Here is a 24,390-nt window from a genome sequence, read left to right as displayed (position 1 = left end):
GGCGGTGGCCGATCTCGACCTGAACCTGCTGGTGGCGTTGCACGCGCTGCTCGAAACGAACAGCGTCACTCGCGCCGCCGAGCGGCTCAACACCTCACCGCCCGCCATGAGTCGCACGCTGGCCCGGCTGCGCCGGGTCTACGGCGATCCGCTGCTGGTGCGCGCGGGCCGCGAACTCGTGCCGACCCCGCGCGCCCTCGAGCTGCGATTCGAGGTGAGCGCACTGGTCGAACAGGGCCGGGCGTTGCTGGCGAAACCGGATACCGTCGACCCCACGGCTCTGGTCCGCGGTTTCGCACTGCATGTGGACGATGCGGTGTTGCCCGAACTGGCGGGGCAGTTGCTGACCGAGGTCCGTGCGCACGCTCCGGGCGTGACGCTTCGTTTCGTTCCGGCCGATGCTGCCGGGGCCGCGAGCGCACTGCGGGACGGCCGTATCGATGTCGAGGTCGGAGTTGTCGACCGCGCCGATCCGCAGACCCGGGTGGAACGTATCCGCGGCGACCGGCTCATCGGTGTCGCCGCGCCCGGTCATCCACTGGTCGCGGACCGGGTCACTGTCGCCGCCTATGCTGCGGCCGCCCATATCAGTATCTCGCCGCGCGGTATCGCCCGCGGAGTTGTCGACGACCGCCTCGCTTTGCACGGCCGCACCCGTCGTGTAGTGGCGACCGTGCCGGATCTCACCACCGCGCTGCTGGCCGTGCGGTCCGGTGCGGTGGTCTGTCCGGCGCCGGCTGTTGTCGCGAACACGACACTGCCCGCATTGGGGCTGTATGCCTTCGAGATTCCGCTGCCGCTACCGGAAATGACGATTTCGCTGGCCTGGCATCCGCGCAATACACCCGATCCGGCGCATGCCTGGCTGCGCACGTTGATCCGCACTGTTCTGAGGTCCGGTGATCCGGTGACCGGGACAGCGCGGGCGGACGAGGTTCGGCGGATCCCACTTGGGTAACTGCTGGGCAGAAACCTGGCGCTGACCGGCAGTTGTGGCGCACTCTGGGAAATGCCGGTGTGGTGGTCGGGCCGGCGCGGTGGGACGGGTTAGATGGGTGGTCGCATGCAGACGAAGCGGCGTACGGATATACGGTGTGGGCGCCGGACAATGCTGTCCGACCTGGGGATTTCGGATGGTTCCGGGCGGGTGGAATCGGCCGAGGACAACACCGCACCCGGTTACGGCTGCCGCTGCGGCCGCTGCGCGGACGCCCAGTGGAACACTCAGCGCCTGAAGTACTGGCTGGCTGCCCGGTTGCTCGCCTTCGGTGCGGACGAGGCAGTGGTCGACCGGCGATGCGGACCGCTGACTGTCGATGTGTGGTGGCGGCGTGGTACCGAGCAGTTCGCGATCGAGGTGCGTTCCGGGCCACTGACTCAGGAGCTTGCACAGCAGCACACAGACCAGTTGAAGGCCCTCGGATATGCCGGGGTGCTGTGGTTGTGTGCGCCGGGTTTCTGGGTGGCGCAGCTGCCCGCACTGGGTATCGCCGATCTCGCGCCGGAGTCGTGTGAGTATCGCGCTACCAGCGGCATGCTCGATTTGGGCTCCGAGGGGTTGGTGGTGCCGGGGGAGCGCCCGTACGAACTGCGTGAGTTCCTGCGTGAATGGGTGGCGGGTGAGGTCGCGTGGGGTTACCGCGATCATTTGAGGAAAGGATGGGCGGCAGTGACCGACTGGGAGAAACACACTCGGACACAGGCGTTGCTGCTCGAACAGCAGCGGCAGGAGCTGATCCAGCAGCGCACCGCCCTCGCGGTCGCCCGGCAGGCGGTGCGGGAGAAGAAGCAGCAGCTCGACCGTGCGCATGCCCGGATGGAACGCACCGCGGCGAAGGCCCGTGAGCAAGCCGAGTCGGTGGCGGCGGTGGGGCGGCGGATCGCCGATCAGGAGCGGGTGCACCGGGCGTTGGAGGACACCATCCGCCGTCTGCACAAAACCATCGACAACTGGCAGGTGGTAACGGTTTTCGTGATGCTGCTGCTGGCCACCTTCATCGCGGCGACCATGTTCATCAAACCTTGACCGGTCCGAGTGCTTCCGGGTGCGGCTGGTTCGCGGCCGACAGCCGGAACGGTGCCCGCTCCCAACGCCATTCGTGACGGACAGTGAGTGCCAGCAGGTCGAGTGGTTCCAGCCCGTCGGTCTGCAGCTGCCGCAGCGCGTCGCGGCGCACCGGGCCGTCGGCGAGCAGTTCGGTCAGCCGGTCGCGGACGGCGGCGGCTACCGGATGGGCGGCGAGCTCCGGTTCGCCCAGCGCGCTACCGGTCCACAGCAGCCAGCCCCAGCCGTTCTCGTGCGCCCAGTCCCGGGCGGCGCGCGCCTTCTGCCGGTTCACATGGAAACCGATATGCCCCAGCGGCTGCACATCGATCAGGGTCCGGCGGCCGTCGGCGAGTTCGGCCACCAAGGTCGGGAAATGCAGATGCTCTTCGTCGTCGACCCGGTATCCGATGGCTTCGGGATACTCCTGGAACGTGCGGATCCTGTCGTCGGTATCGAGCAGTCGCATCAGGCGCGCCTCGAGCCCGGAGTCGAAGCCGATATCGCGCCCCGGTTTGTGCAGATAGAACCGGCCGCGGCCGTCGTCGTCCAGATCGAACGCACGCGCCGCAGAGGTCGGCAACGCGGCCGGCGACCCCGATCGGGCAGGCCAATCGATCCGGTGCGGCCACGGGGCGGGCGGCCCGGCCGGTGGGCCGGTCTCGCGGAGTCGTGACAGCAGGTGGTTGGTTTTCTTGCGCCAGCCCACGATGCGCTGGGTGACATATCCCGCCACTCGTTTCGCATCGGTCGCGTCGTGCCCCGCGAGGCGCAGTTTGAGATACGCCAGATCGTTCACGGCGATATCACCATCGGTGGCATAGGTTTCGGCCAGCAGCGCCCGCGTGAGCACCGAATCCCGGGTCCCCACGGGGTAGCGCCGGGCGTACTCCGGAACGGGGAGCCGCCCGGAGCGCGCGGTGTGCCGCAACAGTTCGCCGACAGCTTTGGTGTGCAACTGCCGGGCCCGGTCCCGGGAGAAATCGAACCGGGCCCCGATCCGCGTCAGCGTTTCGGGCCGCTCCCCGGCGATACCGAGGCGGAACCGCAGGATGGCCGCGGCGCGTTCCCGATCGGCCCCGTAATCGTCGACCAGTTCGCCGAGCGCGTGCGCGCACTCCTCCAATTCGAAGGAGAGATGATCCTGCAGATCATCCGGAAAGTCCGCCGCGTCGCTGCTCGCCGTCCCGGATGCCTCGGCACGCACCGGCTCCGCCTGCACACACACCCCCTTCGGGACTCCGGTTCACCGACCGGCTCGCGTTCGTGTGGGCCAGCTTAACGGCGGGCACCGACAGCGGCCGGCACAGCCACGGAATCCCAGAAGCGCGGGTATCGGCCCGCCGCCGCAGATCCGGTCGCTGCCGTTGCCGTGTGATCTAATGGGTTTGCCGAGAAAATGCTGATAGAGGACCGATCCGGGCGACGCTCCCCGCAGCGGCCGTCCGCACCGGGCGCCGACCGCCGCCGGAATTTCAGGTTCACTCCCCGGGCGTCGGCGTGCCGTTCCGACCGTCCGATGTGGAGGCGCTCGTGCTGCATACCGATATACCGACCCGCAGTGAGATCAAGGCCCTTGCCGATGTCACCGACACCTGGTGCGTATCCGTCTACACCCCCACCGAATCCGATACCGCCGACCCGGACCGCAACCGGATCGCCTTCTCGAACCAGGCCCGCCGAGTCCTCGACCTGGTCACCGACGCGGAGGCGCGCAGCGCGCTGGAGGAAGAATTCGACTCCTATATCGATGACGCCGCGTTCTGGCGTTTCCAATCCCGCACCCTGGTGGTGCTCGCGACGCCCACCCGTATTCGCACCTTCCGGGTTCCGAACCAGTTGAATGCCTCGGAGACGGTCGGCAACCGCTTCTACCTGAAGCGGCTGCTGCGCGCCGTGACCTTCCCGCAGACCGCTTTCGTCCTCGCCCTCGCCGAAGGGGGCGTCCGGCTGGTCGAGGTGAGCGCCGATCGCCCCGCCCGGACCGTTCCGGTTCCCGGCCTGCCGACCAGCGCCGCCGACCACGCCGGTAAGGCGAGCCTCGGCGATCGCGCCCCGAAACGCCGCGTCCAAGGCGACGAAGGCCGCAAGATGCGGGCGCGGCAGTTCGCCCGCGCCGTCGACACCGAGCTGCGTGATCTGCTCGCCGGCCGCGACACCCCCTTGATCCTCGCCGCGACCGAACCGATCACTTCGCTGTTCCGCTCCGTGAACAGCTACGACAATCTGCTCGACGAGAGCATCCCCGGCAACCCGGAACACACGACCGACCATGAGTTGGCCGACCGCTCCCGCGAAGTCCTGGACCGGCACTACGCTGCCCAGCTGGCCGATCTGGTCGAGCTGGTAGAACTCCGCCGCGGCGAGGGCCGGGCCGCCACCGATATCTCCGATCTGGCGCGGGCGGCGTCCGCCGGATCCGTCGACACCTTGCTGGTGGATATCGACGCCTCGGTTCCCGGCACCGTCTCCCCAGAGGGCGCAGTCACATTCGCCGATTCCGCGGCCGACGACTCTCCGGGGATCCTGGACGAGATCAGCCGCCGCGTCCTCCTCACCGGCGGCGAAGTCCTCGCCGTCCGCGCCACGGACCTCCCCGACGGCGCCCCGCTCGCAGGCATCCTCCGCTACGCGCCCTAGCCTGCCCCATAGCGACCCCGGACAGCGGAAAAGGCGCTTTCGATAATCCCGAAAGTGCCTTCTACCTGCTGATACGATGGTGCGCGATACTGGGATTGAACCAGTGACCTCTTCCGTGTCAGGGAAGCGCTCTCCCGCTGAGCTAATCGCGCGAGGTGGAGACGGGAATCGAACCCGTGTGCACGGCTTTGCAGGCCGTTGCCTCACCACTCGGCCACTCCACCGCGCAAAGGGGGAAGGCATTCTATGCGCCTGGCCCTACCTCTCGAGCGGATGACGGGATTCGAACCCGCGACCCTCACCTTGGCAAGGTGATGCGCTACCAGCTGCGCTACATCCGCATTTGCATCCTCGGTGGCTCGCTGTCCTCCGTGGTGCGAGACAGAACATTAGCCGACGTACGCCGCAACCTACAAATCGCCTGGTAGAAGGGCATGAATGACAAGGTTGTCATTCGGCTGTCCTCGGGACGGCGGGAGTTGTCTTGCGGATGCCCGGGATAAGTAGCCTCGGCGCCGTGCGGATGCCGCCGAAGCATCATGGGCGTGCCGCCGAAGTGAGTGACATGGGGGTGATTTGGTGGCGGGTGGGTGGTGCGTGTTAAAGTTCCATCTCGTTCGGAGGGCATCGAAAGAAGCCGTCGAGCAGTTCCCGGTCTCATAGCTCAGCGGGAGAGCGTCCGCCTCACACGCGGAAGGTCGCTGGTTCGATCCCAGCTGGGACCACTCGAATACGCCCTGATCTGTGCAGGTCAGGGCGTATTTCTGTGTTGTCCGACTGTGCGGGAAGTGGGGCCGTGGAAGACCGCGGACACCGACCTGACCAGAACCTCACGTCGGCGGCGGGGATTCCTTGGTCGACCGGAACTCGTCGAGCAGGCGGAAGAAGACATCCAACGATGTCTCGCCACCACTGGGATTGTTCTCTATAGCGGCTGCCCACCCCAGGGCCATCGGCCACCCATATTCCGATTCCAGTCAGCGCGCGAACGGTCCGTTGCTCGAATGAAGATTCGGCCACAGAGTGCACCTGCAGTGCCACCCAGTAGCCGTAGAAGAGTGTCTGGAGGTCTTGCGAAGAGTTGCGCCGGGCCCGCATTCCCGGTCGCGGCCGGATGTTGTGATCGATGAGGTCGTACACGTCACGGAAATCCGCAAGGTGCTTGACGGTCGGTCGCCGGTCGCCGGTTCGCTGGGAACCCGTTCGGGGTGGTCGATCATATCGGCATGATTGCAGACCGCCGGGGCGGTGTCGGGCGACTGTGGTGGTGGCGACAGTCGTACCGTCAGACCAGCTGCCGAGAGCATGGCGCCGACCGGAGGCTCGATGGCATCGAGGTAACCGGAAGGCGGCTTCTCGCGCTGTCCCCGCTGCTGCGGTGCTGAGGCAGCGGGGACCGGTATGCGACCCTGCGTTCAGGGATGCTCTGCGTCCGCCGCGCCGCGTGCGGTGAGTAGGCCGGTGAATTCTTCCGCATAGGCGAGCTGGCGGCGCAGCCGCTCGCAGCTGTCCTCGGCTTCGGCTCGGCATATGCTCACGAATTCCGTTGCGCGGGCGCGCTCCTCGGCGGTGGCCGTGGGGTTGTCGAGGGTGTCGAGTGAGTCCAGAAGCTGTTTCATCTCGGCGAGGGTGAAGCCGAGCGGTTTCATGCGCCGGATCACCAGTAGCCGTGCGATATCGGCGTCGGTGTAGAGGCGGAAACCCCCAGCGCTTCGTGCCGACGGCGTCACCAGTCCGGCCTCGTCGTAATGGCGGATCGTTTTTATCGACAATTCGGTGCGTGCGGCAACCTGGCCGATCTGTAGGTGCGTGCCGGTGGCTGTTTCCCGGGGCATCTCAGTGTGCTCCGGTGAGGTGTCCGCTGAGGCGGCCGTGGCGTTCTTCGGATGCTTGGTCGAGTCCGATGATTTCCACGTTCTTGCCCTTGGCCGCGTACTTTGTCGTGATCGCGTCCAGCGTGGCCACGGTCGAGGCGTCCCAGATATGGGCTTCGGACATATCGATGATCACGTTGGGTGGGTCACCGACGTAGTCGAATTGGTAGATCAGGTCGTTGCTGGAGGCGAAGAACAGCTCGCCGCGCACCCGGTAGACGCGGGTGCCGGTATCGCCGTCGGCGCCGATATCGGCTGCGCGTACCTTGTCGACCTGGGTGAAGTGCGCGACTCGGTGCGCGAAGGCGACCATCGCGGTGAGGACCCCGGCGACGACGCCGTAGGCGAGGTTGTGGGTCGCGACGGTGACCGCGACTGTGACCACCATGACCAGGGTTTCCGCGATCGGCATCCGCCGCAGCGTTTTCGGGGCGATGGAGTGCCAGTCCATGGTGCCCACCGACACCATGATCATCACCGCGACCAGTGCGGCCATCGGGATCAGTGCGACCACATCGCCCAGGCCGACGACCAGGATCAGCAGGAACAGTCCGGCCAGGAAGGTCGAGATCCGGGTGCGGGCGCCGGAGGATTTCACGTTGATCATGGTCTGGCCGATCATCGCGCAGCCACCCATTCCGCCGAAGAACCCGGTGACCACATTCGCCACACCCTGGCCCCAGCCCTCACGGGTTTTATCGGAGTGCGAATCGGTGATGTCGTCGACCAGCTTGGCCGTCATCAGCGATTCCATCAACCCGACCAATGCCATCGCCAGCGCGTACGGGGCGATGACGCCCAGCGTTTCCAGGTTCAGTGGCACGTTCGGGATGAGCAGCGACGGCAGGCTCGACGGCAGCTCGCCCTCGTCGCCGACATTAGGCACGTTCAGCGAGAATACGACGACCGCCGCGGTCAACAGCACGATCGCCACCAGGGGTGCGGGAACCACCGAGCTCAACTTCGGCAGGAACACAATGATCAGCAAACCGATGGCGACCATCGGATACACCAGCCACGGCACGCCGAGCAGATGTGGTACTTGCGCCATGAAGATCAGGATCGCCAGCGCGTTGACGAATCCGACCATGACGCTGCGCGGGATGAAACGCATCAGTTTTGCTACGCCTGCGGCACTCAATGCCACCTGGAACACGCCCGCCAAGATCACGGTGGCGATGAGGTGGTCGAGGCCGTGTTCCTCGACCACCGGGGCGATGACCAGCGCGACCGCCCCGGTTGCCGCGGAGATCATCGCCCGGCGTCCGCCGGTGATCGCGATGGTGACCGCCATGGTGAAGGAGGCGAACAGCCCCACGCGCGGATCCACCCCGGCGATAATGGAGAACGAGATCGCCTCCGGGATCAGCGCCAGCGCCACGACCAGTCCGGCCAGTACCTCCGTCCGCAACCGTTTCGGGCTGCGCAGGGCGGCCAGGACCGAACCCTCATCGCTATCGGGTCGATGTGTCGTCGACACCATCGGCTCTCCGTTCCATGTGGTCGAGCGCACGCGGGCGCGTCCGGGCGAGCGCAGCGCTCGCCGGTGAGAGGTTCGAGAAGGGGACCGAGCGGGAAATTCGATTCGGATCGACGCCGATGCCGCCCGGCTGCACTGCCGGAGGAATCGAGATCAGCAATCACTCAGCGAAGGAAACAGTACTCTCCCGTAGGGGGAGAGTTGCAAGCTGCGGCGGCGCACGGTGTTCGATGTCTCACTTCTGCGTAGGCGGAATGTAAGCGATGGTGACCCGTCGAAGGTGTTATGGGCTACGTCGGCGAGCTGTTCGGCCTGGGGCGGGGCGGCCGGTCTCGGGCGCCGGCGCCGGCCGGAGGGGCCGGTCGCGAGGGGGCTTCGCGGCTGACCGGTCCGGGATCGGCTCTGTCAGTAATAAATAATAATTTAGTATTGACACCGTCGGGTGTGGTCGGCGACTCTGATCGAAGCGAAGTTGCCCAGTGAGACATCGAGGTCACATGCAGGTCAAGTGGAAGTGGGGCGCCATCCTCGGCGCGGTGCTGATTGCCGCTGCCGTCGCGGGCTGCGCGGGCAAAGTGGGGGAGAACGGCCGGGTCGGGGTCGTCTACCTGAATGCCGAGGGGTACTACGCCGGGGTCGCGCGGGGCTTGAACGAGACGTTCGCCGAACAGCCCGACGCACCGCAACTGCTCGAATCGAACATCCAGTCGGATGCGTCCAGGGAGAGCACATTCGTGGATACCGTCGTCTCGGTGAAGGCCGGCGCGCTGATCATCTCGCCGTCCTCCGCCACCGCTTCCGTTCCCGCACTGCGGCTCGCGCACGAGAACGGCGTCCCGATCATCTGCTACAACACCTGCGTCGAGGACGCCGCCGCCCGGGAGCTCGTTTCGGCCTATGTGCTCGGCGATCCCGAGGAATTCGGTGCCGCTTCGGGACGCCAGATGGCGGCGTACTTCAAGGAGCACGACATCACGGCACCGAAGGTGGCGGTGATCAACTGCGAACAGTTCGAGGTGTGCGTCCAGCGCCGGATCGGTTTCGAAGAAGCGCTCACCGCAGAAGTTCCCGGTGCCACCATCGTGGCCAATCAGCAGGGGCTGACCCTCGACGAGGCGGTCCAGCGTTCCGAACAGGTCCTTACCGCCCAGCCCGATATCGACGCGTTCTACGGCGAGGCCGGCTCCCAGATGATCGGTGCGGCACGGGCTGTCCAGGCCCGCGGTAAGGCCGGTGAGGTGGTGGTGTTCGGCGGCGATATGTCCACGCAGGCGGCCGGGATGTTGCGGGACGGCACCATCCTCAAGGGCGTCACCGATATCTCCGGCATCAAGGTCGGCGATCTGGCGGGCCGTGCGGCCGTCGACATTCTCGACGGTAACCCGCCCGCCGAATTCGTGATCCCGGCACCGGTCGACGAATACGTCGGAGCGCAGGCCGGCGCCGAGTGGATCGCGACGCATCCGGACGGTATCCCGTGACCGCCGCGCCCGCTCGTGACCCGCACCATTCCCGGAAGGACACCATGGACAACCGTACGGACGGTCCCGACGGCGCCGTAGTCGTCGAGATCGACGGTTTGACGAAGCACTATGCCGGCGTGCAGGCGCTGACGGACGCGTCCGTGACAATCCGTGCCGGTGAAGTGCGGGCGCTGCTCGGCCGCAACGGTGCCGGTAAGTCGACGATGATCCGGCTGCTGGCCGGTGTCGAAACCCCGGACCGGGGAACCATCCGTATCGGCGGCGAACTACTCGGCCGAGGCGTCCGGCGATCGACCGCGCTCGGTATCGAAACCGTCTACCAGGAACTGAGCCTGGTCCCCGAGCTGACCGTTGCCGAGAACATGTTCCTCGGCGTCTGGCCCCGCACCGCGGGTCGTGTCGACTACGACACCATGCGCCGCGAAACCGCCGCCGTGCTGGAGGAACTCGCACTCGATATCGACCCGCTCAGCCGGGTGGAATCGCTCCCGCTCGCCGAACAGCAGCTCGTCGAGATCTGCCGTGCCGTCCGGCGTCGCCCGCGGCTGCTCATCCTCGACGAACCGACCAGCGCACTGGCCGCCACCGAGGTCCAGGCGGTCCTGAAGACCGTCGACCGGATCGCGGCCGCCGGCGTCGCGGTCGTGTATGTCAGTCATCGTCTCGACGAGATCCGGCAGGTCGCCTCGACCGCGACCGTCATGCGCGACGGCCGGGTCGTCGACACCGTAACGCTCGAGGACGTCAGCACCGCCCACGTCGTGGCGCTGATGGTCGGCTCGGTGGAGCCGGCCGTGGAGGAACGCGCCGAGCGCGCCGTGGACCGCTCCGGAACGCCGTTGCTCTCCGTGCGGAACCTGGCGTTGCCGCCGAAAATCCGGGCGGTGACCTTCGACGTCCATGCGGGCGAAGTGCTCGGGATCGCCGGTTTGATGGGCTCCGGCCGCAGCGAGCTGCTCCGGGCCGTCGCGGGCTTCCATCCGATCTCGTCCGGTTCCGTCGCGGTGGCCGGGACCGATGTCCGCAACGTCGGTGCCGCCCGGATGAAAGCTCTGGGCGTGGGGATGACTCCCGAGGACCGCAAGGGCGCGGGTATCGTGCCGTTGCTCGGTGTCGACGAGAACATGCTCATCTCGGACTATCGGGCGGTCAGCTCCGGACCGACCATCGTGTACCGCCGCTTCCGTGCAGCCGCCGCCGGTTTGATCTCGCGGCTGTCCATCGCGACCGCTCGCGCGCAGACGCCGATCGTCAATCTCAGCGGTGGTAATCAGCAGAAGGCGGTTATCGGTCGCTGGCTGCACGCCGGCAGCCGGATCCTGTTGCTCGACGAACCCACCCGCGGTGTCGATGTCGCCGCAAAGGCCCAGATCTATCGCCTCGTCAGGGAACTCGCCGACGGGGGAGCAGCCGTCGTATTCGTCTCGGGCGAGCTCGAGGAACTGCCGCTGGTCTGTGACCGGGTGATCGCGCTGCGCGGCGGCGAAATCACCGAGGAGCTGACCGGCTCCGATATCACCATCGACTCCGTCCTTTCCGCCGCGATGGCGGCCTGACCACCACGAAGCACAGACGAGAAGAGGACCCTGTGGTCATCACCGAGAACAGTCTCCAGCCGGGGGATTCCCGCACAGCGCGCAGCCGGCTGGGCTCGCGTAGTCATCAGCTCAACGAAATCGGCCTGGTGGTGGCGATCGCGGCACTCTACGTGGTGCTCGGTCTGACGGCGTCGGGATTCATGGACGGTTCCAACCAGCTGGGCATCCTGCGCGATGCCGCGACGATCGGCATCGCCGCCTGGGGGGTGACGCTGGTGATCATCGCGGGCGATATCGATATCAGCATCGGGCCGGCCGTCGCGTTCGCGTCGGTGCTGGTCGCGATGGGCAGTGCGCAGTGGGGTCTCGGTGTGTTCGGTGCCGTGCTCCTGACTCTGGTGGTCGGTGCGGCCTGGGGGGCGCTGGCCGGTTGGCTGCGGGCCGGCTTCAATGTGCCCTCCTTCATCGCCACTCTCGGCCTGTGGAGTGTCCTCGGCGGTCTCGGCCTCTATCTGACCGACGCCCTGCCTGTTGTGCTTCCCGAGAGCGGCCTGTTCGACCTGCTGGGCGGCTCGATCCTGGGGATCCCCACGTCCGCGGTGGTGATGCTGGTCCTTTTCGCCGTGTTCGTCTACATCGCCAAGTTCACCGCATACGGTCGTTCGGTGTACGCCATCGGCGGTAACGCGGCCGCCGCCCAGCTGGCCGGTATCAACCTCACCAAAGTACGCATCCTGTTGTTCGCGACCACCGGTCTGCTCTCCGCGATCACCGGCGTGCTGCTCGCCTCCCGGCTGGGCGCGGGCTCCGGCAGCGCCGGTGCGGGACTGGAGTTCGATATCATCGCGGCCGTCGTCATCGGTGGTGCCGCCCTCGCCGGTGGTCGCGGCACGATGCTGGGCACTCTGCTCGGCGTCGTCTTCATCACCGTGATCGGTAACGGACTGGTCCTGCTCGGGGTGAACTCTTTCCTGCAGGACGTTATTCGCGGCGTGATCATCGTCGGCGCCGTCCTGATCAACGCGCTCGTCGTCCGCCGCGGTGCCGCGGCCGTCCGCACCGCATGACGGGCTCCCATATTCGTGCGGGTCACCATGCGGTCCCGACCCGGCCGCCCACAGGAGGAATCGTGACCACAACAGAGCCGCAGACCTCGGCAGTTCCCGAGACGATGCCGGGCATCTATCTTCCCGGCAACTCCACCACCGAGATGCGGCAGGTCCCCGTGCCGGCGCCCGGTCCGGGGCAGCTGCTCGTCGAGGTGGGCGCCGCCGGTATCTGCGGTACCGATATCAGCTACATCTACCGCGAGTACAAGACTCACCGCGGTATCGACGGCCCCGCCTACCGTGGCGTCGTCTCCGGCCACGAGCCGTCCGGTCGCGTGGTCGCCGCCGGACCCGGTTGCGCCCGCTTCGGCACCGGCGACCGGGTCATCGTCTACCACATCGCGGGTTGCGGGCTCTGCGACAACTGCCGGCGCGGCTTCTACATCAGCTGCACAGCACCGTCACGGGAGTCGTACGGCTGGCAGCGCGACGGCGGCAACGCCCGGTACGTCCTGGCGGAGGAACGCACCTGCGTGCCGCTGCCGGCGGAACTGTCCTATGTCGACGGTGCGCTCATCGCCTGCGGATTCGGCACGGCCTACGAGGGACTGCGCCGCATCGGTGTCAATGGGGAAGGCGACCTGCTCGTCGTCGGTCTCGGCCCCGTCGGCCTCGCAGCGGGCATGATCGGCCGTGGGATGGGTGCCCGCCGCGTCGTCGGCGTCGAACTGTCCGGCGTGCGACGGGAATGGGCCGATTCGCTCGGTATCTTCGATACCACCGTCGCGCCCGACGATGCGGACGCCGAACTCGGCCGGTTCACCGGCGGAGCGGGTTTCGCCTTCACCATCGACGCGTCCGGTTCGGCGCCCGGCCGGTCCACCGCGGTCGAGCATGCGGCCGAGTGGGGTCACGTCTCGTTCATCGGCGAGGGCGGACGCTTCGACACCGAGGTCTCGGATACGTTGCTGCACAAGCAGTTGACGTTGCACGCGTCGTGGGTGACCTCCCTGCAGGCGATGTCGGATCTGGCGGCCAACCTGGTCGCGTGGGGTCTGCGTCCCGAGGCAGTGGTCAGTGATCGGTTCACCCTCGACGAGGCCGATGAGGCGTTCGCGCTCGCCGCGGGCGGCAGTCGCGGCAAGGTCGTCTTCGTCGCGGATTCCCTGCCGTGACGCCTCGGCTGCCCTCCACCGGGCCCCTCGTCGAGATCGATGAGGGCGCCGGGCGTCGTCCGGACATCGTGTGGCTCGACAACGCGCTGTTGCGGCTCGGGTTCGTCCCCGCACTGGGTGGACGGCTGCTCTCGGTCCGGCTGCGTGGCCGCGAAACACTGTGGCGAAACACCGATCTGCTGGACGATAACCTGCACCCGGTGCCGCCGCACGTGCCCGCGCCGGTGTCGGGACCGATGAGTGCTTGGCACAACTACGGCGGCGACAAGACATGGCCCGCGCCGCAGGGCTGGTCCGGCCCGGCCGAATGGGCGGGCCCGCCGGATCCGGTGCTGGACTCCGGACCGTACGACCGGCGAGTGGAGCGCACCCCGGGCGCGGTGACTCTGACGATGACCAGCGGCCACGATCCGCGCACCGGCCTGACCCTGACTCGGGCGGTCACGTTGCGGGACGGGCAGAGCGGATACGACGTGCGTCTCGAGGCTCGCAATACGTCGGCGCGGCCGGTGCGGTGGGCGCTGTGGAACGTCACCCAGCGCGCCGCGGGCGAACCCGGCAGCGGGGGTGTATACGTCGGCGTCACCGAGGGCGACCACCGGGCGGTGCCGCTCGCGGTCGGCACCGGGGCGCCCCGGCACGAGGCTCTCGCTTCAGATCGGGTGCTGGTGCCGCACCAGGATGTCGTCGGCAAAGTCGGGTTTCCCGGTGCGAGTGGATGGCTGGCGCATGCCGCGCACGGCATCACCACGACCCAGACCTTCCCGGTCGATCCATCCGGGGACTACCCGGACGAGGGTTCCCGGGCGGAGGTGTGGATGGAACACCCGCTGCGCGAACCGATCGAGCATCTGGGTGGTCTGCACCCGACAGCGCGGATCGTGGAGATCGAACTCCTCGGCCCGTCGGCGACGCTGGCACCGGGCGAGCACACCGCACTGGAGTACCGGTGCGCGACCGCCGCCGGTACGGGTGAGATCCGCGCCGTCACCTCGATCGGACACTGGGCGAACGATGCCCGGTTCTTCGCGTACGCCGACGGCGACCTGCTGGCCGGCGGCGTGGCCTTCGGCGGAGTACGGGCCGGTACGGCGATTGCGCTGGACGCCGACCTGGTCGGGACTCCGATCACGTTGCGCGAGAACGATAACGGTGCCGAACACGATCTCGGTCCCGTACCCGGGGAGCCCGACCAGGAGGAGGCACAGTGATCGAAGAACCCGGCACGATGCCGATCACCGGCGCGACCCGGCGGAAGGAACTGCCGTGACCGCAGGACCCGATACCGCCACGGTATTGATCACCGGCGCGGCCAGGGGGATAGGCGCCGCAACCGCGCGCCGCCTGGCGGCCTCCGGTTGGTCGGTGGTGCTGTTCGACCGTGACGAGGAGGTCGCCGAAGCGGCCACATCGATCGAATCCACCGGCGGCCGGGCACTGGCCTGCCGCGGTGATGTGACGGCCGAATCCGACTGGGCGGCAGCGATCGAACACACCCACTCGACGTTCGGCCCGATCGACGCGCTCGTGTGCAACGCGCTGGTCACCGATCACGCCCCGCTGCACGAGATGGCGCTCGCGTCGTGGCAGCGGCAACTGGACGTCAACCTCACCGGCGCCTTCCACGGGATCCGGGCGTGCCTGCCCGACCTGCGCCGCGACCGGCGTGGCGCGATCGTCATCGTCTCCTCCGTCCACGCCGGCTTCGGTCTTCCCGGGGTGCCCGGCTACGCGGCGACGAAGGCCGGACTGACCGGCCTGACCCGGCAGGTGGCTACCGAATACGGCGGTGAGGTCCGGGTGAACTGTGTGCTTCCCGGTCCGATCCTGACGGCGCAGTGGGACGGGATCCCGGAACAGGATCGCGCCGCCAGCGCCGCGGAGACGGTGATCGGACGGCTCGGTGATCCCGACGAGGTGGCCGGTCCCATCGAGTTCCTGCTCGGTGCGTCCGCATCCTTCGTCACCGGCGCCACCCTCACCGTCGACGGCGGGTGGAGTATCACCAAGAATTCGTCCTGACCGCCCGGTGCGGTGTGACACATATTCACGGAAAGCGGAGTCGAGGGTAGAGATGACAGGCTATGCGGGTCGCGGAGTCCACGGTACGACAGTGGAACTGCTCGGTTCCCGAATCGTGGACGGCACCATGGCGCCCGGCGAGGTCCTCGATCTGCGGGAGATCGGCTCGCGGATGGACCTGTCGCTGACCGCGCTGCGCGAGGCGATCAAGGTGCTCGCGGCCAAGGGGCTGGTCGATTCCCGCCAGCGCCGCGGAACTTTCGTCCGGGAACGGGCCGAGTGGAATGTGCTCGACAGTGATGTGATCCGCTGGCGGCATTCCGCCGGTGACGCGTCCGCGATGCTCGACGAACTCGCCGAGGTGCGGGCGATCATCGAACCGTCCGCCGCCGGACTGGCCGCCCTGCGCCGCACCGACGAGGACCTCGCCGACTTCGAGCAGGCCCTCGCCGATATGGCCGCCGCCGCCACGGGAACCGCTGAGCAGGCCGCCGCCGCCGATCTGGCCTGGCACGGACTGCTGCTGCGGTCCGCGCACAACGAAATGCTGGCCAGTATGAATGTGCTCGTCGAACCTGCGTTGAGGGTCCGGGACTCGCTGGTACACAACCACACCACCGACGACCCGGTGCCGAGCCACCGCGCGGTCGTCGACGCTATCCGCGCGGGCGATCCCACGGCGGCGGTGGCGTCGACCCGGGCACTGCTCGACAAGTCCGCAGACGACCTGTCGCGCGTGCTGAATCTTCTCGACAGTAAGGAATCCGGGTGAAGATCACCGCTATCGATACCTTCGCAGTCGCGCCACGATGGCTGTTCTGCCGCATCGCCACCGATGCCGGCATCGTCGGCTGGGGCGAGCCGGTGGTCGAAGGCCGGTCCGATACGGTCCGCGCCGCGGTCCACGAACTCGCCGGACTGCTCATCGGGAAGGATCCGCGCACGGTCGAAGCACACTGGCAGGTCCTCACCAAGGGCGGCTTTTACCGCGGCGGTCCCGTGCTGTCCAGCGCCGTCGCCGGTATCGATCAAGCGCTGTGGGATATCCTCGGCAAATCGCTGGGCGTACCGGTACATCAGTTACTCGGGGGAGCGGTCCGCGACCGGGTACGCGTGTACGGGTGGATCGGCGGCGACGAACCGAACGAGGTCGCCGATGCCGCCCGCGCCCAGGTCGAGGCCGGGCTGACAGCGCTGAAGATGAACGCGTGCGGACGATTCGGCCGGTTGGCGACGCCGGCGGAACTGGACGGCGTCGTCGCGCGCGTCGGCAAGGTCCGGGACGCGATCGGCGACCGCAACGATATCGCGGTCGATTTCCACGGTCGGGTCGGAGTTGCCGATGCGCGCCGGCTCGTACCGATGCTCGAGCCGATGCGGCCGCTGTTCGTCGAGGAACCGGTCCTGCCCGAACTGAGCCACCGGCTACGCGACGTGGTGGAGTCGACGACCGTACCGATCGCGACCGGCGAACGCCTGTACTCCCGAAGCGAATTCCTGCCGGTGCTCGAGTCGGGCGTCGCGATCGTACAACCGGACCTCTCGCACGCCGGCGGTATATCCGAGGTCCGGCGCATCGCGGCCCTGGCCGAAACCTTCGGCGCGCTGCTCGCTCCGCACTGCCCGCTCGGCCCGCTGGCGCTGGCGGCCAGTTTGCAGGTCGCGCTCGCGACACCGAACTTCCTGTTGCAGGAGCAATCCATCGGAATCCACTACAACGAGGGCAGTGCCGAACTGCTCGACTACGTCCTCGACCGCTCCCCGTTCCGGTTCGTCGACGGGCATATCGAGCGCTGGGACGCACCGGGTCTCGGCGTCACGATCGACGAAGCCGCGGTCCGTGCCGCGGATGCGGTCGCCACCGGCTGGCACGGGCCGATCTGGCACCACCCCGACGGGTCGTTCGCCGAATGGTGACCCCACCCGGTGGCAGCCGCCGATACGAGAACCGACGAAATCGAGGCATCTGATGACCCTGCTCGACGATCTACGTGCACACCGGCTTCTCGGGATCATCCGTGGTACCGACGCCGCCGCGTCCATCGACACCGCGCTGGCGCTCGCCGACGAAGGCGTCCGGCTGTTCGAGGTCTCCCTCACCTCGGCCGGCGCGCTGCGGGTGATCGAGGAGGTCGCGACGAGGCTGAACGGACGAATCCAGCTCGGCGCGGGTACCGTCCTCACTCCCGGCGAGGTGATCCGGGCGCGGGACGCCGGTGCCACCTACATCGTCACCCCGGGCCTGGCGCCTTCGGTCCCCGCCGCGATCGACGACGGTGTCCCGGTGCTCTGCGGTGCTCTGACACCCACGGAAATCATCACGGCGGTGGGTCTCGGTGTGGATGCGGTGAAGATCTTTCCGGCGTCCACGATGGGATCCGGGTACTTCAAGGATCTGCGCGCACCGTTTCCCGATATCCCGCTGATCCCGGTCGGCGGGGTCGGCGCGGACACTGTGCCGGCGTACCTGGCCAACGGCGCGGTCGCGGTCGGTGTCGCGAGCCCGCTGTGCGGCGACGCACCCAACGGCGGGGACTTGGTGGCGCTGCGGCTGCGGGCGCGGTCGTTCCTCGAAGCTGTGCGGGAGCAGGTATGAGCGGGTCCGGCCCGGAGGAGGTGGCGAAGCGTAACCACGCGGGGCCCTCGCTCATGCCCGAGAGACAGAGCATGAGCGTGGCACCCGAGCGGGCGCTCGACGTCGTCACCCTCGGCGAGACGATGGTCGCGGTACGCGTCGCGGAGCGAATCCGGTTCGGTGGTGACGCCACCCTGGCGGTCGCCGGTGCGGAGTCCAACGTGGCGATAGGTCTTGCCCGCCTCGGTCACGGGGTGCGGTGGGGTGGCAGGCTGGGCGCCGACGAGTCCGGGGAACTGGTACTGCGCACCCTGCGCGCGGAGAACGTCCTCGTCGACACCGTCTCCCGCGATACCGACCGAGCCACGGGGCTGGTGCTGTTCGAACAGCGGCTACCGGACGTGACCCGCGTCGAATACCATCGCCGCGATTCCGCGGGCTCCCGAGTTCGGGCAGCGGATTCCGTTGCGGCACTGGCGGACATGCCGCGTATCCTGCATATCACCGGCGTGACACCGGCCTTGTCCGCGAGCGCCGCCGAGGCCGTGACCGAGGCCGTACGCATCGCCCGCGGCGGCGGCGCGCTGATCTCGTTCGACGTGAACTACCGCTCGCGGCTCTGGGATCCGGATACTGCCGCGGCAACGCTGCGCCCGCTGGCCCGCGCCGCGGACGTGGTGATCGCTTCGGAGGACGAACTAGGTCTCGTCGCACGGGATCCCGGGGAGCTCATCGACTGCGGCGTATCGGAAGTGATGATCAAGCTCGGCGCCGACGGAGCCGCCGCGCACACGGCCGCGGGCGTGAGGACGGGCGAAGGACACCGGGTGAGTGTCGTCGACTCGATCGGCGCCGGCGACGCCTTCACCGCGGGATACCTGTCCGCGCTGCTCGACGGCGGCGATATCGCCGAACGGCTCGCGCGCGCAAACACGCTCGGCGCGTTCGCGGTGTCGAGCCGCGGCGACTGGGAAGGGCTGCCGAGTCGCGAGGAATTGGGCCTGATCACGGCGGGTTCCGGGGCGGCACTGCGATGAGCGCGGTGGGCGAGTGGACCGCGCTGGGCGGAGCACGGTACGAACTCGGTGAGGGGGCGCGGGCGACCGCGGCCGGATTCGTGTTCGTCGACCTTCTGGCGGGAGTGTTGCTGGAGACCGAGGGCAGCCCCTCTGTAGCCACCGACGGCGGGCTGCCTGTGGGCACCGGCGGTGGGATGTCCGGCGGAATCGGCGGCAAGCCGTCCAGTGAGCCGGCGGCCGATTCGGCGGACGCCGTACGGGAACGACTGCGGCTCGACGTCCCACTCGGTGCCGTCGCGCCGCGCGCCGGCGGCGGCTGGATCGCCGCAGCGGGCCCCGGTATCGCGCTGCTCGACGTATCCGACGGTGCCGGGTCCGGCAGTGCCGATATCGAGATCGACTGGCTGGCCCGGCCTTTCGACAACAGCCTCGTTCCGATGCGGATGAACGACGGTGTCGCCGACCCCGCCGGGCGGTTCTGGGCCGGCGCGATGCCGTATGACGGCACCACCGGCGCCGGCAGGCTGTTCCGGGTCGACCCCGACGGCAGCGTCCACGCGGTTCTCGAGGGGCTCACCGTCCCCAACGGCCCGGCATTCAGTTCCGACGGCACCACCATGTACCTCGCCGACAGTGCACGCGGGGTGATCCTGCAGTACCGGGTGGGGGAGGACGGCGGTATCGACGGGCCCGCGGCGGTCTTCGCCACGGTCGACGATGCGAGTCCCGACGGTATGACCGTCGACGCGGACGGATACGTGTGGTCGGCGCTGTGGGGTGGCCGCAGACTGCACCGGTACAGCCCCGGTGGCAGCCTGGTCGACGTGGTGCCTGTGCCGGCGGCGCAGCCGACGAGCATCGCGTTCAGCATCCGTGCTCCGCACCGATTACTGGTCACCACCGCGACGCACGGGTTGACGGAACCGGGTCTGCTCGACGGTGCCACGTTGGTCACTTCGACGACAGTCGCGGGGCTGCCCACGGCAACCTTCGGCGCTCAGGTGTGACCGATCGGAGCGGAGAATTCAGCGGCGCGAATCCTCGCTGCCCGGAAAGGGGTTTCCGGTCAGGTCAGCAGCTTTGTCCATCGTTGGGCCGAGGCGGTCAGGTCGCGACCGACATGGTCGAGGAAATCGGCCATACCGGACAGCCGTTCGCCGGCGGCTGTGGTGGCGCCGACCACCGCCGCGCCGCTGCGGGCCGCGGAGGCGATCGCCGCATTCTGGCGCACGCCCGCCATAGTGGCGCGCGCCCAGGCGGTTTCGTCGATGAAGTAGCGGTCGCGGCGCCGGGGTGCATCTTGTTTCCGGTAGATCAGTTCCTGTGCGTGCAGATAACCGACCGCGGCGGAGATGGCCGCCGGACTCACGCGCAGTGTCGCGGAGAGTTCGGCGGCGACCGAACTGCCGTCGTCGGCGGTCATCAGGCACGCCAATACGCCGGCGGCGGTGCGCGGCATCCCCGTCTCGACGAACAGCGAAGTGAGACGGTCGACAACGGGTAGTACGCGGGTGTCGACGGTGCTGTGTGCGTGTCCGGGGTGTGCCTGCCGGCGAGATCGTTGCCGGCTGACTCGGTGTGCCCGGTCGGGACGGTAACGCCCGGGGCCACCGTTGCGGTTGACCTCCCGGCTGATCGTCGATGTCGGCCGGTCCAGTTGCCGTGCTATCGCGGCGTAGCCGATTCCGGCTCGCAGGCCGGCGGCGATCTCTCTGCGGTCCTCCGCGGACAGTCTGGATCCCGGCATCGGGGAGGGGCCCTCTCTCTGTGATATCCGGTCGGCAACAGCGTTCATCGGCAGTGCGTTGCAACGATAGCTCCCCAAGGAAGCATTAATCCGCACGGCAATTGCAACCAATTTACCTAAACTGAGCTGCATACAGCCAAGTTTGCGCAAATTTATCGTTGAGCACATTCTTAATGCAATTTAGCGTTCGTCTTGATCTGTACGAAACGGCGAGATCGGGAGCGACGATGACACAGTCACAAGAAGCAGCTGAGAACACCGCAGCGGCGCTGCACACTCGGAGACCGCCGGGACACCCCTTCGATCCTCCGATCGAACTGTCCGAGCAGCGCGAAAAGTGTCCACTCACGCGCTGGACCTTCCCCGACGGTCACCACGGCTGGCTGGCCACCGGCCATACCGAAGTCCGGGCCGTGCTCGCCGACCGCCGGTTCAGTTCCCGCTACGAACTGATGCACAACCCGGTCGCCGATCTGGGTCCGCTGTCGCCCGCTCCGCTCGGCGACCTCCTGGGTGTGGACGCACCGCAGCACACCCGATATCGCAGCCTGCTCATCGGCCGGTTCACGGTGCGCCGGATGCGGCAACTCACCGCCGGCGTCGAGGAGATCGCACACTCCTGCCTGGATGCGATGGCGGACTCGGGTGGGCCGCTGGACCTCGTCGACAAGTTCGCGCACCCGATCCCGGCACAGGTGATCTGCGAGCTGCTCGGGGTACCGTTCGCCGACCGCGCGACCTTCGAACACCACGCGCTCGCCGTCAACAGCGCCGGCAGCAGTCAAACCGATCAGCTCACGGCCTTCGCGGCGATCGAGGAGTATGTGCGCGGTCTGGTCGCCGCCAAACGAGCCGCTCCGACCGACGATCTGCTCAGTGATCTGACCGCCACAGATCTCGACGACGACGAACTCGCCGGAATAGGCACGTTTCTCCTCGGCGCCGGACTGGACACCACCGCGAACATGCTCGGTCTGGGTACCTTCGCCCTGCTCACCCACCCGGACCAGTTCGCCGCGCTGCACACCGACCCCGACCTCGCGGACCGCGCAGTCGAGGAACTCATGCGCTACCTGACCATCGTGCACACCAACTCGCGTGTGGCACTCACCAATATCGAGCTGGCCGGCCGGACGATCTCCGCGGGCGAAACCGTCGCCCTCTCGCTGCAGACAGCGAACCGCGACGCCCGCCGATTCGATGACCCCGATACGCTGGATATCCACCGCAACGCCACCGGCCATCTGGGCTTCGGGTACGGCCTGCACCAATGCCTGGGGCAGCAACTCGCCCGCGTCGAGATGCGAGTAGCGTTACCCGCCCTGGTATCGCGCTTTCCGGAGCTTCGCCTCGCGGTGGCACCCGACGCCGTACCGCTGCGGCACGGCGCGGATGTCTACGGCGTGCACAGCCTGCCGGTCACGTGGTGAGCCGGATGCGGGTATCGGTGGACCGCCGGTCGTGTATCGGTGCGGGAATGTGCGTACTGGCCGCATCCGAGGTTTTCGAACAAGCCGGCGACGGCAGGTCGGTGGTGCTCGACACGGACCCACCACCGGAGCTGCACGTCAGGGTGCGGGAGGCCGAACAGGAGTGCCCCGCTGCTGCGATACAGCTCGCGGAGAGTCCATGACCGGACGTGTCGGAGGGACCACATCCTGACCAGAGGGAGTGATGGCCACCCGGCGCCCGTCGTCGGGCGGCAGACGGACGGTCGAGCGTGTCGAGGTGGCGGGAGCCCGGTGGACCGTCACCGTTCGGGCGGGCCGGGCCGGGCGGAACGCTCTGCCGCGAGGCTCTGATACAGCCCGGTGAGGTCCAGGGAATCGGCCGGACCGGTGCGGACGTGGCCGGTGCGGTCCACTTGGCGGTGCAGCGTTTCCATCTTCTCGTCGAGCTGGGTGGCGACCTCGGCGGCCTGCGCGAGGTCGCTGCGCAGATTCGGGGGCACCTCGCCCCGGTACTTGTAGTAGATCTTGTGTTCCAGGCTGGCCCAGAAATCCATGGCGATGGTGCGGATCTGGATCTCGACCGGTATCCGTTCGGTGCGTGCGGAGCGGAACACCGGGATGGACACGATCAGGTGCAAGCTCTGATAGCCGTTCGGTTTGCGGTAGGTGATGTAGTCGCGTTCTTCCAGGACGGTGATGTCTTCCTGGCCGGCCAGCATATCGCGGATCTGGGCGATATCGGAGATGAAACTGCAGACCACCCGGACCCCGGCGATATCGAGTACATTTTCCCGGATCGCCGCCAGGTTCATCGGGTAGTTCTTGCGCCGCACCTTTTCCAGCACGCTTTCCGGCGATTTCAGCCGCGATCCCACATGCTCGATGGGGTTGTACTCATGGGTACTGTTGAAGTCCTCGCGCAGGATATTGATCTTCGTGGTGATCTCGTCGATCGCGAACTTGTAGCCGAGCATGAAGTCGACGAACTGTTCGCGCAGCGTCTGGACGTGCTCGAGATCGATTCGCCCCGGTTCGCCGGATGAACCATCGACGGCTGTGGTGTCCGGATGCCAGGGCTTCATTGCGCCCATTGTGCCTTCACCAGCGATTTCCCCGCCACATCGAGTGATATCCACCATGATTCCGGTCATACCGCACCGCGGCGACGCCTCGGGCCGGATATCCCACCGTTGGACCAGGTCAGGCGACAGAATGTGGCGATGCGAACCTATACCCGTGTGCTGCCGGCGGTCCTTGCCGGAGTGCTCGTCGTCTTCGCGCCTACCGTCGCGGCCGCCCCGGTTCCGGGCGGCTCGGCTCAGCTTCCGTTTCCGCTGACTCTCCAGCCGGAGGACGTACAGGCGCCCGCGGCGGCGCTGGCGGAGGCCCATACCGGATTGATCGTATGGTCGCGGCAGCCCGACACCCGGCTGCCGATCGCCAGCCTCACCAAAGTGATGACGGCGGTGGTCGTACTCGAATCGGGTGATCTCGAACGACCGATCACGGTGTCGCAGGCGGCCGTCGACTCCGCCGCCGCCCACGGGGGCAGTACCGCGGGCCTGGTACCGGGTGAAGTACTCACAGCGCGGCAGCTGCTGTACGCGATGATGCTGCCGTCCGGTTGCGACGCCTCGTACGCCCTCGCCGAAGCATTCGGCCCCGGCCGGGACGCTTTCGTCGCCAAGATGAATGCCACCGCGCACCGGCTGGGTATGCCGAATACGCATTTCAGCGACCCCAGCGGCCTGCCCGTCCCCGACGATTTCGCCACGTACTCGACGCCCGCGGAGCTGGTGCGGCTGGGCCGGCACGCGATGGCGAATCCGGTGTTCCGGCAGATCGTCGGCACACCGGTCCAGCACCAGCCGGCCGGGCCTGCGAATCGGCATCATGTCTGGGAGAACACCAACGGGCTGCTCCAGGAGTATCCGGGCACCGCCGGTATCAAGACCGGATCCACGAACGCCGCCGGGACCTGTTTGCTGTTCGAGGCGACCCGCGGCGGCCAGCGGTTGATCGGCGTGGTCCTGAACAGTTCACCGCACGACCTGGACGCCGCGACGGCGGACGCCCGGCGCATCATGGACTGGGGTTTCGTCCCGATCCTCAGCTCGCTGCCCGCCGGCTGACCATGGGAACCCGCTGTCCCGCAGTCGGCGAACCGGCGCCCGCAGCTCGTGTTCGAGAATTTGCCCGTGGCATGGCGGGGGTATTTCCGGCAGGCAGATATACCGCTCGAGAATTGTGTAGCGGGCCGGCCGCTCACCGAGGAACGCAGCGATATCTGTG

The 24,390-nt window shown here is 67.6% G+C and carries 22 protein-coding genes and 4 tRNA genes; 18 read left to right on the top strand and 8 right to left on the bottom strand.

What is annotated here, in order from left to right; all coding sequences use genetic code 11:
- The first annotated feature begins 4 nt into the window (after positions 1 to 4).
- Positions 5 to 958 (top strand): LysR family transcriptional regulator, encoded by a 954-nt coding sequence (locus NFL01S_RS11460; protein WP_062974283.1) that lies wholly within the window; start codon positions 5 to 7, stop codon positions 956 to 958.
- Positions 959 to 1,108: 150 nt separating this feature from the next.
- A complete protein-coding gene (locus NFL01S_RS11455) occupies positions 1,109 to 2,026 on the top strand; it encodes a hypothetical protein (protein ID WP_245670631.1) in 918 nt (305 codons plus the stop codon).
- On the opposite strand, the gene NFL01S_RS11450 is transcribed toward NFL01S_RS11455, so the two are convergent.
- On the bottom strand, positions 2,016 to 3,266 hold the full coding sequence (locus NFL01S_RS11450; protein WP_245670629.1) for a sigma-70 family RNA polymerase sigma factor: 1,251 nt from the start codon (positions 3,264 to 3,266) through the stop codon (positions 2,016 to 2,018). The genes NFL01S_RS11455 and NFL01S_RS11450 overlap by 11 nt on opposite strands.
- Positions 3,267 to 3,577: 311 nt before the next feature.
- Between NFL01S_RS11450 and NFL01S_RS11445 the strand changes: the two genes are divergently transcribed.
- The gene (locus tag NFL01S_RS11445; protein ID WP_062974576.1) at positions 3,578 to 4,684 is read left to right on the top strand and encodes a baeRF11 domain-containing protein; all 1,107 of its coding nucleotides are present in this window, start codon (positions 3,578 to 3,580) and stop codon (positions 4,682 to 4,684) included.
- A gap of 77 nt (positions 4,685 to 4,761) precedes the next feature.
- Here the strand turns inward: NFL01S_RS11445 and NFL01S_RS11440 are convergent.
- The 3 genes from NFL01S_RS11440 to NFL01S_RS11430 all read right to left on the bottom strand — a co-directional run bounded on the left by NFL01S_RS11440 (position 4,762) and on the right by NFL01S_RS11430 (position 5,025).
- Positions 4,762 to 4,836 (bottom strand) — tRNA-Val (locus NFL01S_RS11440).
- Position 4,837: 1 nt separating this feature from the next.
- Positions 4,838 to 4,908 (bottom strand) — tRNA-Cys (locus tag NFL01S_RS11435).
- A gap of 44 nt (positions 4,909 to 4,952) precedes the next feature.
- Positions 4,953 to 5,025 (bottom strand) — tRNA-Gly (locus tag NFL01S_RS11430).
- 312 nt (positions 5,026 to 5,337) lie between these two features.
- On the opposite strand from NFL01S_RS11430, the gene NFL01S_RS11425 reads away from it, so the two are divergent.
- Positions 5,338 to 5,409, top strand: a tRNA-Val gene (locus NFL01S_RS11425).
- Between the two features lie 690 nt (positions 5,410 to 6,099).
- On the opposite strand, the gene NFL01S_RS11420 is transcribed toward NFL01S_RS11425, so the two are convergent.
- A complete protein-coding gene (locus NFL01S_RS11420; protein ID WP_062974281.1) occupies positions 6,100 to 6,519 on the bottom strand; it encodes a MerR family transcriptional regulator in 420 nt (139 codons plus the stop codon).
- Position 6,520: 1 nt separating this feature from the next.
- The gene (locus NFL01S_RS11415) at positions 6,521 to 8,041 is read right to left on the bottom strand and encodes a SulP family inorganic anion transporter (protein WP_062974279.1); all 1,521 of its coding nucleotides are present in this window, start codon (positions 8,039 to 8,041) and stop codon (positions 6,521 to 6,523) included.
- Between the two features lie 494 nt (positions 8,042 to 8,535).
- Between NFL01S_RS11415 and NFL01S_RS11410 the strand changes: the two genes are divergently transcribed.
- The 11 genes from NFL01S_RS11410 to NFL01S_RS11360 all read left to right on the top strand — a co-directional run bounded on the left by NFL01S_RS11410 (position 8,536) and on the right by NFL01S_RS11360 (position 19,907).
- Entirely contained in the window at positions 8,536 to 9,519 is a 984-nt protein-coding gene (locus tag NFL01S_RS11410) for a substrate-binding domain-containing protein (protein WP_062974277.1), read from the top strand.
- Between the two features lie 44 nt (positions 9,520 to 9,563).
- Positions 9,564 to 11,078 (top strand): sugar ABC transporter ATP-binding protein, encoded by a 1,515-nt coding sequence (locus tag NFL01S_RS11405; protein ID WP_062974570.1) that lies wholly within the window; start codon positions 9,564 to 9,566, stop codon positions 11,076 to 11,078.
- A gap of 32 nt (positions 11,079 to 11,110) precedes the next feature.
- Positions 11,111 to 12,127, top strand: a complete 1,017-nt coding sequence (locus NFL01S_RS11400; protein WP_084492597.1) for an ABC transporter permease — start codon at positions 11,111 to 11,113, stop codon at positions 12,125 to 12,127.
- Positions 12,128 to 12,189: 62 nt separating this feature from the next.
- Positions 12,190 to 13,284 carry a zinc-dependent alcohol dehydrogenase family protein gene (locus NFL01S_RS11395; RefSeq protein ID WP_245670627.1) on the top strand — a complete coding sequence of 365 codons (1,095 nt, stop codon included), beginning with the start codon at positions 12,190 to 12,192 and terminating at the stop codon, positions 13,282 to 13,284.
- A complete protein-coding gene (locus tag NFL01S_RS36870; RefSeq protein ID WP_157116466.1) occupies positions 13,281 to 14,495 on the top strand; it encodes a DUF4380 domain-containing protein in 1,215 nt (404 codons plus the stop codon). The genes NFL01S_RS11395 and NFL01S_RS36870 overlap by 4 nt, the downstream gene beginning before the upstream one ends.
- 55 nt (positions 14,496 to 14,550) lie before the next feature.
- Positions 14,551 to 15,306: an SDR family NAD(P)-dependent oxidoreductase gene (locus NFL01S_RS11385; RefSeq protein WP_062974273.1), complete on the top strand. Its 756-nt coding sequence runs from the start codon at positions 14,551 to 14,553 to the stop codon at positions 15,304 to 15,306.
- Positions 15,307 to 15,358: 52 nt separating this feature from the next.
- Complete coding sequence (locus tag NFL01S_RS11380; RefSeq protein WP_062974271.1) at positions 15,359 to 16,078, top strand: FadR/GntR family transcriptional regulator; 720 nt, start codon at positions 15,359 to 15,361, stop codon at positions 16,076 to 16,078.
- On the top strand, positions 16,075 to 17,223 hold the full coding sequence (gene dgoD, locus NFL01S_RS11375) for a galactonate dehydratase (protein ID WP_062974269.1): 1,149 nt from the start codon (positions 16,075 to 16,077) through the stop codon (positions 17,221 to 17,223). Before NFL01S_RS11380 ends, dgoD begins: the two co-directional genes overlap by 4 nt.
- Positions 17,224 to 17,275: 52 nt before the next feature.
- Positions 17,276 to 17,902 (top strand): bifunctional 4-hydroxy-2-oxoglutarate aldolase/2-dehydro-3-deoxy-phosphogluconate aldolase, encoded by a 627-nt coding sequence (locus NFL01S_RS11370; protein ID WP_062974267.1) that lies wholly within the window; start codon positions 17,276 to 17,278, stop codon positions 17,900 to 17,902.
- A gap of 71 nt (positions 17,903 to 17,973) precedes the next feature.
- Positions 17,974 to 18,918, top strand: a complete 945-nt coding sequence (locus NFL01S_RS11365; protein ID WP_062974266.1) for a sugar kinase — start codon at positions 17,974 to 17,976, stop codon at positions 18,916 to 18,918.
- Positions 18,919 to 18,923: 5 nt separating this feature from the next.
- Positions 18,924 to 19,907, top strand: a complete 984-nt coding sequence (locus NFL01S_RS11360) for an SMP-30/gluconolactonase/LRE family protein (RefSeq protein WP_210745130.1) — start codon at positions 18,924 to 18,926, stop codon at positions 19,905 to 19,907.
- 59 nt (positions 19,908 to 19,966) lie between these two features.
- Here the strand turns inward: NFL01S_RS11360 and NFL01S_RS11355 are convergent, their stop codons facing one another.
- On the bottom strand, positions 19,967 to 20,647 hold the full coding sequence (locus NFL01S_RS11355; protein WP_062974261.1) for a helix-turn-helix domain-containing protein: 681 nt from the start codon (positions 20,645 to 20,647) through the stop codon (positions 19,967 to 19,969).
- Between the two features lie 227 nt (positions 20,648 to 20,874).
- Between NFL01S_RS11355 and NFL01S_RS11350 the strand changes: the two genes are divergently transcribed.
- Together NFL01S_RS11350 and NFL01S_RS11345 are read left to right on the top strand one after the other, a co-directional pair.
- Complete coding sequence (locus tag NFL01S_RS11350) at positions 20,875 to 22,077, top strand: cytochrome P450 (protein WP_062974259.1); 1,203 nt, start codon at positions 20,875 to 20,877, stop codon at positions 22,075 to 22,077.
- A gap of 5 nt (positions 22,078 to 22,082) precedes the next feature.
- On the top strand, positions 22,083 to 22,280 hold the full coding sequence (locus NFL01S_RS11345) for a ferredoxin (RefSeq protein WP_062974257.1): 198 nt from the start codon (positions 22,083 to 22,085) through the stop codon (positions 22,278 to 22,280).
- Between the two features lie 117 nt (positions 22,281 to 22,397).
- Here NFL01S_RS11345 and NFL01S_RS11340 read toward each other — a convergent pair whose 3' ends face one another.
- Positions 22,398 to 23,180: a GTP pyrophosphokinase gene (locus NFL01S_RS11340; protein WP_307615070.1), complete on the bottom strand. Its 783-nt coding sequence runs from the start codon at positions 23,178 to 23,180 to the stop codon at positions 22,398 to 22,400.
- Between the two features lie 138 nt (positions 23,181 to 23,318).
- Between NFL01S_RS11340 and NFL01S_RS11335 the strand changes: the two genes are divergently transcribed.
- On the top strand, positions 23,319 to 24,230 hold the full coding sequence (locus NFL01S_RS11335) for a D-alanyl-D-alanine carboxypeptidase family protein (protein WP_062974564.1): 912 nt from the start codon (positions 23,319 to 23,321) through the stop codon (positions 24,228 to 24,230).
- Positions 24,231 to 24,390: the final 160 nt, after the last annotated feature.

It is taken from the genome of Nocardia flavorosea NBRC 108225 (assembly GCF_001613385.1).
GTDB lineage: Bacteria > Actinomycetota > Actinomycetes > Mycobacteriales > Mycobacteriaceae > Nocardia > Nocardia flavorosea.
Note: the sequence above shows the minus strand (reverse complement) of the source record. Positions and strands in the feature narration are given on the sequence as shown.